The 14,330-nt window shown below is 60.2% G+C and carries 12 protein-coding genes; 8 read left to right on the top strand and 4 right to left on the bottom strand.

Annotation, left to right across the window (positions count from 1 at the left end):
* Positions 1-7 precede the first annotated feature (7 nt).
* A complete protein-coding gene (msrA, locus tag IFT99_RS06715) occupies positions 8-670 on the top strand; it encodes a peptide-methionine (S)-S-oxide reductase MsrA (RefSeq protein ID WP_192130974.1) in 663 nt (220 codons plus the stop codon).
* A gap of 347 nt (positions 671-1,017) precedes the next feature.
* On the top strand, positions 1,018-1,482 hold the full coding sequence (locus IFT99_RS26670) for an REP-associated tyrosine transposase (protein ID WP_065987863.1): 465 nt from the start codon (positions 1,018-1,020) through the stop codon (positions 1,480-1,482).
* A 1,294-nt stretch (positions 1,483-2,776) separates the two neighbouring features.
* Here IFT99_RS26670 and IFT99_RS06705 read toward each other — a convergent pair.
* A complete protein-coding gene (locus tag IFT99_RS06705) occupies positions 2,777-3,616 on the bottom strand; it encodes a 23S rRNA (adenine(2030)-N(6))-methyltransferase RlmJ (RefSeq protein WP_192130972.1) in 840 nt (279 codons plus the stop codon).
* Between the two features lie 331 nt (positions 3,617-3,947).
* On the opposite strand from IFT99_RS06705, the gene IFT99_RS06700 reads away from it, so the two are divergent.
* The gene (locus tag IFT99_RS06700; RefSeq protein ID WP_065987865.1) at positions 3,948-4,211 is read left to right on the top strand and encodes a hypothetical protein; all 264 of its coding nucleotides are present in this window, start codon (positions 3,948-3,950) and stop codon (positions 4,209-4,211) included.
* 35 nt (positions 4,212-4,246) lie between these two features.
* On the opposite strand, the gene IFT99_RS06695 is transcribed toward IFT99_RS06700, so the two are convergent.
* The 3 genes from IFT99_RS06695 to IFT99_RS06685 form a co-directional block, all read right to left on the bottom strand.
* On the bottom strand, positions 4,247-5,167 hold the full coding sequence (locus IFT99_RS06695; protein ID WP_192130970.1) for a halovibrin HvnA: 921 nt from the start codon (positions 5,165-5,167) through the stop codon (positions 4,247-4,249).
* 322 nt (positions 5,168-5,489) lie between these two features.
* On the bottom strand, positions 5,490-6,593 hold the full coding sequence (gene gbdR, locus IFT99_RS06690) for a choline metabolism transcriptional regulator GbdR (RefSeq protein WP_065987867.1): 1,104 nt from the start codon (positions 6,591-6,593) through the stop codon (positions 5,490-5,492).
* A gap of 469 nt (positions 6,594-7,062) precedes the next feature.
* Positions 7,063-8,439, bottom strand: coding sequence for an L-serine ammonia-lyase (locus IFT99_RS06685; protein WP_192130968.1), 1,377 nt, complete (start codon positions 8,437-8,439; stop codon positions 7,063-7,065).
* A 476-nt stretch (positions 8,440-8,915) separates the two neighbouring features.
* Here IFT99_RS06685 and IFT99_RS06680 point away from each other — a divergent pair, with 476 nt between their 5' ends.
* From IFT99_RS06680 to betB, 5 genes are all read left to right on the top strand, one after another.
* Entirely contained in the window at positions 8,916-9,863 is a 948-nt protein-coding gene (locus IFT99_RS06680; RefSeq protein WP_074892161.1) for a choline ABC transporter substrate-binding protein, read from the top strand.
* A gap of 64 nt (positions 9,864-9,927) precedes the next feature.
* Positions 9,928-10,776: a choline ABC transporter permease subunit gene (gene choW / locus IFT99_RS06675; protein ID WP_192131039.1), complete on the top strand. Its 849-nt coding sequence runs from the start codon at positions 9,928-9,930 to the stop codon at positions 10,774-10,776.
* Positions 10,773-11,954 (top strand): choline ABC transporter ATP-binding protein, encoded by a 1,182-nt coding sequence (gene choV, locus IFT99_RS06670; protein WP_065987871.1) that lies wholly within the window; start codon positions 10,773-10,775, stop codon positions 11,952-11,954. The genes choW and choV overlap by 4 nt, the downstream gene beginning before the upstream one ends.
* A gap of 198 nt (positions 11,955-12,152) precedes the next feature.
* Complete coding sequence (gene betI / locus IFT99_RS06665) at positions 12,153-12,746, top strand: transcriptional regulator BetI (protein WP_065987872.1); 594 nt, start codon at positions 12,153-12,155, stop codon at positions 12,744-12,746.
* A gap of 74 nt (positions 12,747-12,820) precedes the next feature.
* Positions 12,821-14,293: a betaine-aldehyde dehydrogenase gene (betB, locus tag IFT99_RS06660; RefSeq protein WP_192130967.1), complete on the top strand. Its 1,473-nt coding sequence runs from the start codon at positions 12,821-12,823 to the stop codon at positions 14,291-14,293.
* Positions 14,294-14,330 lie beyond the last annotated feature (37 nt).

The raw sequence follows: 14,330 nt of genomic DNA, 5'->3' as shown, positions 1-14,330 counted from the left end.
GTGCCTCATGGTTTTGCGCTCGGAAATTCTTGTGAATAAAAACGCTCTCCCCACCGCTCAGCAGGCACTGCCAGGGCGCGAAACCCCCATGGCCCTGCCCGAAACCCATTTCGTCAACGGCACTCCTCTGCTTGGGCCGTTCTTCAACGACGTTGAGTTCGCGATCTTCGGTTTGGGCTGCTTCTGGGGGGCTGAACGGCGCTTCTGGCAGCAAGAGGGTGTGGTCAGCACCGTCGTGGGCTACGCGGGCGGCTTCACGCCGAACCCGACGTACGAAGAAGTCTGCTCGGGGCTGACAGGCCACTCCGAAGTGGTCCTCGTGGTGTACGAACCTGCGAAGGTCAGCTATGAGCAACTGCTGGCGATGTTCTGGGAATTGCACAACCCGACACAGGGCATGCGTCAGGGTAATGATATCGGCACGCAATACCGCTCGGTGATCTATGCGACAACGCCTGATCAACTGCAGGCGGCCAAGGCCAGCGCCGAGGTTTACCAGGCCGAGCTGAGCAAGGCCGGCCTGGGGGAAATCACCACCGAGATCGACCAGGCGCCCACCGTGTACTTCGCCGAGGCCTATCACCAGCAATACCTGGCGAAAAACCCCCAGGGCTACTGCGGTATTGGCGGCACCGGCGTCTGCATGCCGCCGAGTCTGGCGGGGAACTAAGCCAAAACCGCTGACATCCATGACACCGCGCGTAACCATTGTAGGACCGGCTTTAGCCGGGAAGACGCCGGATGTCACGCCGCAAATTTGATGGCGTTTATACCGGCCTCTTCCCGGCTGAAGCCGGTCCTACTGATCGATCGCGTATTCCTTGTAGGACTGGCTTTAGCCGGGAAGGTGTCGGTCGTCACGCTGCAGAATTGAGGGTGCTGCAACTGGCCTCTTCCCGGCTGAAGCCGGTCCTACTGAACATCACCGGCCGCCAGAAATCTTCTGACAATCACTCGCCATCCTTGAATCCGCTTTCTGCCTTTATTGTTTGCCCTCACACGAAGAGGAGCAATGGAATGCAGGAACTCAAACATGCTCGGTCTCTGCGCATCGGTCGAGCCTCCCAGCCAGGGAACGTCTATCTCGTGACCTCTGTGGTCAAGAATCGCCTGCCTATATTCAGTGATATTCAGATAGCTCGCAGGGTCGTCGCGGAAATGGAGCACCTGCATTCCTCAGACCTTGTGCACTCGATGGCGTGGGTAGTTATGCCCGACCATCTGCATTGGCTGTTCGAGCTCAAGTCAGGATTGCTGCCCACGCTCATGCAAGCACTGAAGGGTAGAAGTGCCTTCGCAGTGAACAAGGCTCACGGCACAAAAACACTCACATGGCAGAAGGGTTATCACGATCACGGGGTCAGGGCCGAAGAGGACCTCGTCGAGATGGCTCGCTACGTCGTGAATAACCCAATACGGGCAGGTCTGGTCAGGCAGAGGGAGGACTATCCATTGTGGGGTTGTGAATGGGTGCTCGAGTAGAACTGGCTTTAGCCGGGAAGACGCCGGTTGTCACGCCGTAGAATTGAGGGCGCTGCAACCGGCCTCTTCCCGGCTGAAGCCGGTTCTACTGACAGATCGCGTTTCCCTTGTAGGACTGGCTTTAGCCGGGAAGACGCCGGTTGTCACGCCGCAGAATTGAGGGCGCTGCAACTGGCCTCTTCCCGGCTGAAGCCGGCCCTACTGACACCGCGCGCAACCCTTGTAGGACTGGCTTTAGCCGGGAAGAGGCCGGTTGTCACGCCGCGGAATTGAAGGTGGTGCCACTGGCCTCTTCCCGGCTGAAGCCGATCCTACTGACACCGCGCGTAACCATCGTAGGACTGGCTTCAGCCGGGAAGGCGTCGGTCGTCACGCCGCAGAATTGAGGGTGCAGCAGCTGGCCCCTTCCCGGCTGAAGCCGTTCCTACGGACACCGAGCGTAACCCTTGTAGGACTGGCTTCAGCCGGGAAGACGCCGGTCGTCACGCCGCAGAATTGAGGGTGTTGCCACTGGCCTCTTCCCGGCTCAAGCCGGTCCTACGGACACCGCGCGTACCCCTGTAGGACTGGCTTTAGCCGGGAAGGCGTCGGTTGTCACGCCGCGGAATTGAAGGTGTTGCCACTGGCCTCCTCCCGGCTGAAGCCGATCCTACTGACACCGCGCGTTTCCCTTGTAGGACTGGCTTTAGCCGGGAAGGCGTCGGTCGTCACGCTGCAGAATTGAGGGTGTTGCAACTGCCTCTTCCCGGCTGAAGCCGGTCCTACTGACACCGCGCGTACCACTGTAGGACTGGCTTTAGCCGGGAAGACGTCGGTCGTCACGCCGCGGAATTGAGGGCGCTGCAACCGGCCTATTCCCGGCTGAAGCCGGTCCTACTGACACCGCGCGTAACCCTTGTAGGACTGGCTTTAGCCGGGAAGGCGTCGGTCGTCACGTCGCAGAATTGAGGGTGTTGCCACTGGCCTCTTCCCGGCTGAAGCCGGTCCTACTAACACCGCGCGTAACCCTTGTAGGACTGGCTTTAGCCGGGAAGGCGTCGGTCGTCACGCCGCAGAACTGAGGGTACTGCAGCTGGCCTCTTCCCGGCTGAAGCCGGTCCTACTGACACCGCGCGTAACCCTTGTAGGACTGGCTTTAGCCGGGAAGGTGTCGGCTGTCACTCCGCGGAATTGAAGGTGTTGCCACTGGCCTCTTCCCGGCTGAAGCCGGTCCTACTAACACCGCGCGTAACCCTTGTAGGACTGGCTTTAGCCGGGAAGAGGCCAGCCGTCACGCCGTGGAAATCAGGAGTGGTTACTCCGCAATCAGCCAATCCATCTTCCAGTCACCCTGGGTCTGGCCAAGCTTCTTCGCCAGCCATGGCATCAACTCGCGCAGCTCCTCTTCCAGCCCCCAAGGCGGATTGGCGATTGCCAGGCCGGAGCCGTTGAGGCTGTTGGGCGTGTCCAGCGGATGCACGAACAACTCGACCCGCAGCAGCTTCGGCGCGCCGGTTTCGGCCAGGTCCTGATAGAAGCGCTTGAGCGCGCGCTGGTCCTTGATCGGGTACCAGATGGCGGCGACGGTCTGGCGCATCCGTGCGATGGTTTCCTTGAGGGCGACGGAGCAGCGCTTCATCTCGTCGAGCTGCTCGAACGGGGGATCGATCAGCATCACCGCGCGCTTCTCGTGAACCGGCAACAACGCGCGGGGCACGTGCCAGCCTTCTCCCAGGTGCACGGCGACACGGCGGTCGTATTTCATGTTGTCTTTGAGCAGCGCGCCGTCTTCCGGGTGTTTTTCGTTAAGCAGCACGCGGTCCTGCTCGCGGGTCACGCGGCGGGCCAGTTCGGGAGAGCCCGGGTAATAACGCAGTTCACCGGTCTTGCGGTTCATGTGGCGGATCGCGTCGATGTAACCAGCCGCCATGTCAGGCACGTCATCGGCATCCCAGAGACGACCTATGCCTTCGATCCACTCGCCGGTGCGCGTGGCCTGATCACCCTGCAAGTCATACAGGCCGATGCCTGCGTGGGTGTCGAGGTAAGCGAGTGGCTGCTCCTTGCGCGACATGAGTGCGATCAAGCGAGTCAGAACGATGTGTTTGAAAACGTCGGCGTGGTTGCCGGCGTGGAAGGCGTGGCGGTAGTTCATGGCGGCTCCTGGAAGGCTGCGGAGTTTAGCAAAACAGCTGAAGCTGCGCAGACCGCTCATGCCCTGACAACCGGAGGAGCCCAAACGACAGGCAAAAAAATCCCCGGTTAAGCCGTTACAAAACCGGGGTGAGGCATTTTCGCGGGCCAGAGGGTGACCAAACCGTACCCCGCGCAATGTAAGTGATCGGATTATGCCAAATGAACTAAACAGTTACATAGCCGAAAACGACACGGTGATGTGTATGCCAGACATCCGCAACCTCGACACTTGCCGAGCCACCATCGGCGCGACCAGAATCGGTTCAATCTGAAAAAACGGAGCGCACGTCATGATGCACGCAGACCTCATCGACCAGGACGACCTGATCAGCCAGCTCAGGGCGATCGGTTTAGACGTGCCTTCCGGTCTCAGCGCCGAACAGGCGTGCGCCCAGGCGGTGCGCGGACTGAATGACGATCGCGCCCGCGAACTGCGCAAGCTGGTGGAGAAACTGCTGAGCGGCAGCGCGACGATCCTGCCGGCCGTGCGCCAGGCGATTGATCAGCAGTTGTTGCCCGCGTTGGCGGCATACAACAAAGACATTCCACGTTAGTCCATGCATTAAGACGGTCATCTACATAACGCCAGTTACAGGCAGGTCGTTGCACCGGGCTGGCAATATTGATCCGCCGGGGAATACACAAAACTGGCGCTTCCTGTAGACGCAGCGGGCAGCGCCATATGAACGATCGGCATGAACGCACCGCCCGTACTCCTGAAGAAATCCCACTGATCATGCCTTGCGCCCTTCAACCCACTCGACGCTGTATAAAAGAACGCCTGAATGGGAAGTCGGGTCGGAATGTTCTGTGCCCATGCCTGAACCATTATTTCGTTATAACGGTGTGGCAAACTGGCCGGCACCAAGTGCATGGCTTGCAGGGATTGATAGAACGACTCCGCTCCCAACTCGTTCATCGCATCTCGCACATCGAATGAACAGACATACCCGTAAATATTATTTTGACTTGCACCTGAAGGGCCTTTATCGAAATGAGCCTTCCACTGCTCTGCGGTCGAGATGCCCTGCGATTGGCAGCGCTTGCTCACGCCGGGGTACTGGGTGCTTTCGCCGCAACCCGGCTGAGCCCGTATCCAGGTGAAACCATCTATGGGAAAAGAACAGAGCACTTGCAGATGGTCCTTGCCAGCAGGGGCCGCGAAGGTGGGGTAGAGGATAAATCCATTGTCGATGTTGCCGGCCAGGTGATCGAAATTCGCGTCTTTACGCAGGTAGGAGAACGACACCCCCTGCTTCCCTGGTACGGGGTTCCACGCATGATAGTCGAAGGATTCATTAGTAGCCCTGAGCAATACACCCGAGCATAAAAACGCCGGCATCGACTCACTGCCGCAGTTGCGCCGAGTGTCCTGATAGTTCGCCTGAATGGCCGCCGCCACCGCCGGGCCATCTAATGTATTAACGCTCTGACTCTTCTGAGGAGGCATTGTTTGACTGGTGCAACCGCAGACCAGCGCAATGGATAAAAGCAGGACGGACAGTTTCATGATGAGCGCTCCTTGCCACAAACCAATTCCTTAACCAACGAAGGCCTTAAGGGTGTGGAAGTTTTTATACGCGCGCTATCGACTCACGAAAACTGTCAGAAATGACAGTGCCACCGAGATGGTTTTTTGAATTTAGCTACTTTTGCCGCAGGGGCCTGATTCCGTCATTCAGAACTGACCGGAGCGATCATTCAGGACGGGGAGCTATTTCGAATCAATCTAACTGGCAGGAAATACGCCGGGCGGGCATGTTCTGCCGGGGAAGAGCTCCCCGGACAGACTCACAGGTGTGATGGCCGTACTTTGCGTACCAGCCGCGGTATTACAACCGCACACTCGCAAACGTCGACTCGTTACGCGCCTGACTCAGCGCCGACAGCGGGCCTGACAACGGTGCGAGAACGATCGACTGCGGGATCGGCAGCATTGCCACCTGCTGCGTGGTATTGGAGCCGACGCGTTCGTCCCGTGGCGGAATGCCAAAGTATTCGCGGTAGCATTTGGAGAAGTGCGGCGTGGACACGAAGCCGCAGACCGAGGCCACTTCGATGATCGACATCGGCGTTTGCTTGAGTAACTGGCGGGCGCGGATCAGGCGCAGCTTGAGGTAATAGCGCGACGGCGAGCAGTGCAGGTATTTCTGGAACAGTCTTTCCAGCTGACGCCGGGACACGGCGACGTACACGGCAAGCTCATCCAGATCGATCGGTTCTTCGAGGTTGGCTTCCATCAGCGCAACGATTTCCTGCAGCTTCGGCTGATTGGTGCCGAGCATGTGCTTGAGCGGCACACGCTGGTGGTCCTGTTCGTTGCGGATGCGTTCGTAGACGAACATTTCCGAGATCGCGGCGGACAATTCGCGGCCATGATCGCGGCTGATCAGGTGCAGCATCATGTCCAGAGGCGCGGTGCCGCCGGAACTGGTGAAGCGGTTGCGGTCGAGGGTGAACAGCCGCGTGCTCATGGCGACGCGGGGGAAAGCTTCCTGCATCGCGGCCAGACATTCCCAATGCACGCTGCAATCGAAACCGTCCAGCAAGCCCGCGCAGGCCAGTGCCCAACTGCCGGTGCACACCGCGCCCAGACGACGGGACTGGCGCGCCTGGCTTTGCAGCCAACTGACGTGTTCGCGGGTCACGGTGCGCTGAATGCCGACGCCACCGCAGACGATCACGGTGTCAAGCACCGGTGCTTTGTGCATGGCGGCGTCCGGGGTGATCTGCAGGCCGTCGCTGGCCCAGACCTGGCCGCCATCCGCCGTCAGTGTGGTCCAGCGATACAGCTCGCGGCCCGAGAGCTGGTTCGCCATGCGCAGTGGCTCGACCGCTGACGCGAGGGAGATCAGTGTGAAGTTGTCCAGCAGCAGGAAGCCGATGGATTGGGGCGCACGGTTCTGGGGTTGAGCCCCGGAGTTGAACGTAGTCATCACACTTCTCCTCACGCGTAAAACGGTTGAAGGCCTCAGCAGAGGCTCTCGTTGTATCGCCCTCATCTGCGGAGAGCTTGGTCATTGCAACGCAAATGCCATGCCTAAAGTTGAATGGGCATTCAATAACTCCCGATTGCGACGTCGCGAAGCGTCTATTCGGGAGCGACACAACGATTCAAATCGCGACCCCCGGAACGGCTGGGGCGCAGGCGCGGCGGGCGGGATGAGCAATTCCGTAGCACTTGTGTGAACCATCGAATCGGCGGGCGGTCCGGGAGTGTCACCCGATGCACGGGGTGATCGACAGTCGGCGTTGGACCATGGGTACGGATGGCATCCCGCCAGCTCAAGAGTGAGCGCGCGCCAAAACGTAGCGGGCTCAGTGGGGCGTGGGCGAAAAGCGAGCAGGCGGCTCTTATGCACCTGCTCCTGTCCCGGGGCTGTCCCGGGCGCTGGCGTTACCGACTCAACATTCGACGGCGCTGACCGCCAGCCCGCCGCGGGACGTCTCTTTGTATTTGTCGTGCATATCGGCGCCGGTGTCGCGCATGGTGCGAATGACGCGGTCCAGCGAGATGAAGTGCTGACCGTCGCCGCGCAGGGCCATTTGCGCGGCATTGATGGCCTTCACTGCAGCGATGGCGTTGCGCTCGATGCACGGCACCTGAACCAGTCCGCCCACCGGATCGCAGGTCAGGCCGAGGTTGTGTTCCAGACCGATTTCAGCCGCGTTGCACAGCTGTTCGGGCGTGGCACCCAGAATGTCCGCCAGCCCGGCCGCCGCCATGGCGCACGCCGAACCGACCTCGCCCTGGCAGCCGACTTCGGCGCCGGATATCGATGCATTCTTTTTGCACAAAATGCCGATGGCCGCGGCGCCCAACAGGTAGTCGACCACGTTGGCTTCGCTGACCTCGTCGCTGAATTTGACGAAGTAATGCAGCACCGCCGGAATGATCCCCGCCGCGCCATTGGTGGGCGCCGTGACCATGCGACCTCCCGCCGCGTTTTCTTCGTTGACCGCCAGCGCGAACAGGTTGACCCACTCCATCGCGCTCAACGTCGAGCCAATCACGTTCGGCTTGTTCAATTCCAGAAGGCTGCGATGCAGACGCGCTGCACGACGACGCACGTTAAGGCCGCCCGGCAAAATACCCTCATGCTTCAGGCCCAGCTCGACGCACGCTTGCATGGCACGCCACAGGTGCATGAGCCCGGCACGGATTTCGTCTTCGCTGCGCCAGACCTTCTCGTTTTCCATCATCAGCTGCGAGACTCGCAAGCCGTGTGTTTCGCAGAGCACCAGCAGCTCATCGGCACTGGAGAAATCGTAAGGCAGCACGGTTTCGTCGCGATCCAGCACGCCACTGGCGGCCTGGGCTTCATCGACGACAAAACCGCCGCCCACCGAGTAGTAAGTGTCGCGATGAAATTCGCCGTGCTCATTGAACGCGACCAGAGTCATGGCATTGGGATGGAACGGCAGGTTTTCGTCGATGAGCAACATGTCGCGCTGCCAGACGAAAGGGATCGGGTGATCGCCGTTGAGCTTCAAGGTGTCGGTCTCACGCAGTTCGGCGATGCGCTGACCGATCAGCCCGGGATCAATCGCATCGGGCCATTCGCCCATCAGGCCCATGATCACCGCGCTGTCGCTGCCATGGCCGACGCCGGTTGCCGACAGCGAGCCATACAGCCGCACTTCAACGCGACTCACCTGCTCTAGTTGATCGCGTTCGCGCAGGCCCTGGACGAACAACGCGGCAGCGCGCATGGGGCCGACGGTGTGTGAGCTGGAGGGGCCGATACCGATCTTGAACAGGTCGAACACGCTGATAGCCATTAACCGCAAACCTCCGAAAACAGGGCTCCCGGCGCGCCGCGCGGCCGGCGACGGAGCTGCTACGCTCAAGCAGCGATCCATCGAGATGGCGGCATCATCAGCCTTTTGTTTTACGAGGCGGCGTCTCACACCGACTCACCCATGCCCACCAACGTCGCGTCTGCTTTAACCGATACCTGAACACGATCGGCTGCCGATTCCGGCACTTTTTGCCGTATCGTCACTCTGCTTTTGTCCCGGGAATCATTCGGCGAGCAGGGAAAAAACCTGTAAGCGACGTCACTGATACTGGATACGACGCCCTGTGTACTGGATACGACGCCCCCTGTAGGCGTTTGTTTTTCCCTGTTACATGATCGTTGTCGACTCAATCGCCAGACGCAGTGATGGAGCTGTTTTCCCAACTTGACTCGCCGACACCAGAAAACGCATCAGCTGCGGTTGATGCCGAGAAGAAAACACCAAAGGAGTCCAACATGAAAGGTTCACAAAGGCTGTTGCTGGGCGTTGCGCTGAGTCTTCCTATCCTGGCCCAGGCCGCAGAGCCCGCCGCTTGCCAGATGGTCAATTTTTCCGATGTGGGCTGGACCGACATCACGGCGACCACCGCCGTCACCAGCGTCGTGCTGCAGTCGTTGGGCTACAAAACCAAAACCACGATGATTTCCGTGCCCGTGACCTACAAGTCGCTGGCCGATGGCAAGAACATGGACATCTTCCTCGGCAACTGGATGCCGACCATGGAAAACGACATCAAGGCCTACCGCGACGCCGGCACCGTCGAAACGGTCCGCGCCAACCTTGAGAACGCCAAGTACACCCTCGCCGTTCCCCAGGCGCTGTACGACAAGGGGCTTCACGACTTCGCCGACATCGTCAAATTCAAGAAAGAACTCGACGGCAAAATCTACGGCATCGAGCCGGGCAACGACGGCAACCGCCTGATCCAGAGCATGATCGACAAGAACGCCTTCGGCCTGAAAGACGCAGGCTTCAAGGTCGTCGAGTCAAGCGAAGCGGGCATGCTGTCCCAGGTCGACCGCGCCTCGCGACGCAACACCGACGTGGTGTTCCTGGGCTGGGAACCGCACCCGATGAACACCCGATTCAAGATCAAATACCTCACCGGCGGCGATGACTTCTTCGGCCCCGACTTCGGCAAAGCCACCGTCTACACCAACGTGCGCAAGGGCTACACCACCGAGTGCAGCAACGTCGGTCAGTTGTTGAAGAATCTGTCCTTCACCCTGCCAATGGAAAGCGCGCTGATGGGCAATATCCTCGACGACAAGAAAAAGCCTGAAGTGGCCGCCAAAGCGTGGCTGAAAGCCAACCCTCAAGTACTCGACACCTGGCTGGCGGGTGTCACCACCGTGGACGGAAAACCTGGCCTGGAAGCCGCAAAAGCCGAGCTGACGAAGTAACTCGACAGGCAGGCGGGTACGCCCGCCTGTTGTCTTCTTTTCATCCCGCACGCGGACAACCGACATCATGCTGACTGATCATAAAATCCCTCTGGGCGAGTACATCGCCGGCTTCGTCGAATGGCTGACGCAGCACGGCGCCAGCACCTTCGACGCCATCGCTTCGTCACTGGAAACCATGATTCACGGCCTGACCGGCGGGCTGACCTGGTTCAACCCCTTCGTGCTGATCGGCCTGGTTGCCCTGCTCGCTCACTTCATTCAGCGCAAATGGGGCCTGACCGCATTTGTGATCATTTCCTTCCTGCTGATCCTCAACCTGGGGTACTGGCAGGAAACCATGGAGACCCTGGCGCAGGTGCTGTTCGCCACGGCGGTCTGTGTGGTGATCGGTGTGCCGCTGGGCATCATTGCCGCGCACAAGCCGATGTTCTACACCTGCATGCGACCCGTCCTCGACCTGATGCAGACGGTGCCTACGTTCGTTTACCTGATCCCGACCTTGACGCTGTTCGGCCTCGGCGTAGTACCGGGCCTGATTTCGACGGTGGTGTTCGCGATCGCTGCGCCGATCCGCCTGACCTACCTGGGCATCTGTGATGTCCCGCAAGAACTCCTCGACGCCGGCAAAGCTTTCGGCTGTTCGCGCCGTCAATTGCTCTCGCGCATCGAGCTGCCCCACGCCATGCCGAGCATCGCGGCCGGCATCACCCAGTGCATCATGCTGTCGCTGTCGATGGTGGTGATCGCCGCACTGGTGGGCGCGGATGGCCTGGGCAAACCTGTGGTCAACGCACTGAACACTGCTGATATCGCTCTGGGCTTCGAAGCGGGCCTGGCGATCGTATTGCTGGCGATCATGCTCGACCGGATCTGCAAACAACCGGACGCCAAAGTGAGGACCGACGCATGAGCATCATCAAATTCGATCAGGTTGACGTCGTCTTCTCCAAAGACCCGCGTGAGGCACTCAAGCTGTTGGACCAGGGCCTTACGCGGGCCGAAATCCTCAAGAAAACCGGCCAGATCGTCGGCGTCGAAAAAGCCACGCTGGAGATCAACAAAGGCGAGATCTGCGTGCTGATGGGCCTGTCCGGCTCGGGCAAATCCAGCCTGCTGCGCTGCATCAACGGCCTGAACACGGTCAGCCGCGGTTCGCTGTTCGTCGAGCACGAAGGGCAGCAGATCAATATCGCTGCCTGCACCCCCGCCGAGCTGAAGATGATGCGCACCAAGCGCATTGCCATGGTGTTCCAGAAGTTCGCCCTGATGCCGTGGCTGACGGTGCGCGAGAACATCAGCTTCGGCCTGGAAATGCAGGGCCGCCCCGAGAAAGAGCGGCGCGCACTGGTGGACGAAAAGCTGGAGCTGGTCGGCCTGACCCAATGGCGCAACAAGAAGCCGGATGAGCTGTCAGGCGGCATGCAGCAGCGGGTCGGCCTGGCCCGCGCGCTGGCGATGGACGCTGACATTCTGCTGATGGACGAGCCGTTTTCGGCCCTTGACCCGCTGATCCGCCAAGGTTTGCAGGACGAACTGCTGGCGCTGCAGAAGAAGCTGAACAAGACCATCGTGTTCGTGAGTCACGACCTGGACGAAGCGCTCAAGCTCGGCACCCGCATCGCGATCATGAAGGACGGCCGGATCATTCAGTACAGCGTGCCGGAAGAGATCGTGCTCAATCCCGCCGACGAGTACGTGCGTACGTTCGTCGCCCACACCAATCCGCTCAACGTGCTGTGCGGCCGGAGCCTGATGCGCCCGATCACCCAATGCACGCGCATTAACGGTTCTCAGGTCTGCCTGGACCCGAGCGACGACACGTGGATAGATCTCTCTGAAGGCAACGCCATCACCGGCGCCCACCAGCATGGCGCGACCCTTGATCTGCAAAGCTGGGAGCCGGGCCAGTCAGTGGAAAGCCTCGGCCGCAAACCGACCGTTGTCCACTCCGACATCGGCATGCGCGACGCCTTGCAGATCCGCTACCACACCGGCAACAAGCTCGTCTTGCAGGAGAACAACCAGTTGGTCGGCATCCTCGGCGACAGCGAGCTGTACCACGCATTGCTGGGCAAGAATCACGGCTGATTGCAGCTGCAAGCTTCAAGTTTCAAGCTGCAAGAAAAAGGCCGCCACGCCTCGACTCTTGCGGTTTGGAGCTTAAAGCTTGTGGTTGCCTTTCTGCGCCTGCAACTTTTTGTTGATTGAACGTTCAATTAAAAAGCTTTACAGTGAACGCCGTTTCCAGCCACCCACGATCACCCGGCAGATCAAGGAGCCCTACAGATGCCCAAGGTCGGTATGCAACCCATTCGGCGTCAACAGTTGATCCAGGCCACCCTTACGGCGGTCGATCAGGTGGGGATGGGCGATGCCAGCATTGCGCTGATCGCCAGACTGGCGGGGGTCTCCAACGGCATCATCAGTCACTACTTTCAGGACAAGAACGGCCTGATCGCCGCGACGATGCGCCACTTGATGAATGCGCTGATCGCCAGCGTCGCCGAACGGCGCCGGGCATTGAACGACGACAGCCCGCGGGCTCACCTGAAAGTGATCATCGAGGGCAACTTCGATGCCAGTCAGGTCAACGGTCCGGCGATGAAAACCTGGCTCGCCTTCTGGGCAACCAGCATGCATTCGCCCTCGCTGCACAGGTTGCAGCGGATCAATGATCACCGCCTGTATTCCAACCTCTGCTGCCAGTTCCGTCGCGTATTGCCGTTGGATGAAGCACGCAGCGCAGCCCGAGGGCTGGCGGCATTGATCGACGGATTGTGGCTGCGCGGCGCGCTGTCGGGCGACGCCTTCGACACCGAACAAGCGCAACGGATCGCCTACGAGTACATGGACTTTCAACTGGCAAAAGCGCCGAGCTGAAGCAGCCGGCATCACGACCAAGGCAGCGCACGGCGCACTCGGTCGTCACCCACCCAGATTACTGCGAGGATTTTATGGCCCGTTTCGAACTGCAAAAACTCTACATTGACGGCGGCTACGTGGACGCCAGCAGCAACGCGACCTTCGAGGCTATCAACCCAGCCAATGGCGAAGTCCTGGCCCAGGTCCAGCGCGCGACCCAAGAAGACGTCGAACGCGCTGTCGTCAGCGCTGAAAAGGGCCAGAAAATCTGGGCCGCCATGACCGCCATGGAGCGCTCGCGCATCCTGCGTCGTGCCGTCGACATCCTGCGTGAACGCAACGATGAGCTGGCCGAACTGGAAACCCTGGACACCGGCAAAGCGATCTCCGAAACCCAATACGTCGACATCGTCACCGGCGCCGACGTGCTGGAGTACTACGCCGGCCTGGTGCCCGCCATCGAAGGCGAGCAGATTCCGCTGCGTGACACTTCATTCGTCTACACCCGCCGCGAGCCGTTGGGCGTCACCGTCGGCATCGGCGCGTGGAACTACCCGATTCAGATCGCCCTGTGGAAGTCCGCCCCTGCGCTGGCAGCCGGCAACGCAATGATCTTCAAGCCGAGCGAAGTCACCTCGCTGACGACGCTGAAACTGGCCGAAATCTACACCGAAGCCGGCGTGCCGGACGGCGTGTTCAACGTGCTGACGGGCGCCGGCAGCGACGTCGGCAGCTGGCTGACCGAGCACCCGCGCATCGAGAAGATCTCCTTCACCGGCGGCGTACAGACCGGCAAGAAAGTCATGGCCAGCGCGTCGAGCTCGTCGCTCAAGGAAGTGACCATGGAGCTGGGCGGCAAGTCCCCGCTGATCATTTTCGACGACGCCGATCTGGATCGCGCCGCTGACATCGCGATGATGGCCAACTTCTACAGCTCCGGTCAGGTCTGCACCAACGGCACTCGCGTGTTCGTGCCGAGCGCCCTGAAGGCTGACTTCGAAGCGAAAATCCTTGAGCGGGTCAAACGCATCCGCGTCGGCAATCCGCAGGACGACACCATCAACTTCGGCCCGCTGGTGAGCTTCGCGCACATGGAAAATGTGCTCGGCTACATCACCAAGGGCAAGGAAGAAGGCGCCCGCCTGCTGATCGGCGGCGATCGTCTGACCGAGGGTGAGCTGGGCAACGGCGCGTTCGTTGCGCCGACCGTGTTCACCGACTGCACCGATGAGATGACCATCGTCAAAGAGGAAATCTTTGGCCCGGTCATGAGCATCCTCAGCTACGAAACCGAAGAAGAAGTGATCCGCCGCGCCAACGACACCGAAATGGGTCTGGCTGCGGGCATCGTGACCAAAGACCTGAACCGCGCGCACCGCGTGATCCATCAACTGGAAGCCGGTATCTGCTGGATCAACGCCTGGGGCGAATCCGACGCGAAAATGCCGGTCGGTGGCTACAAGCAGTCGGGCGTGGGCCGCGAAAACGGCATCAGCTCGCTGGCGCAGTACACACGCACTAAGTCTGTGCAGGTTGAGCTGGGCGACTACGCGTCGGTGTTCTAGAAGCAGTTTTAAGCGGCAAGCGGCAAGCGGCAAGCCT

The organism is Pseudomonas sp. CFBP 8772 (assembly GCF_014841665.1).
Taxonomy (GTDB): domain Bacteria; phylum Pseudomonadota; class Gammaproteobacteria; order Pseudomonadales; family Pseudomonadaceae; genus Aquipseudomonas; species Aquipseudomonas graminis_B.
The sequence above is the reverse complement of the archived record's forward strand: the minus strand, read 5'-3'. Positions and strand labels throughout refer to the sequence as shown.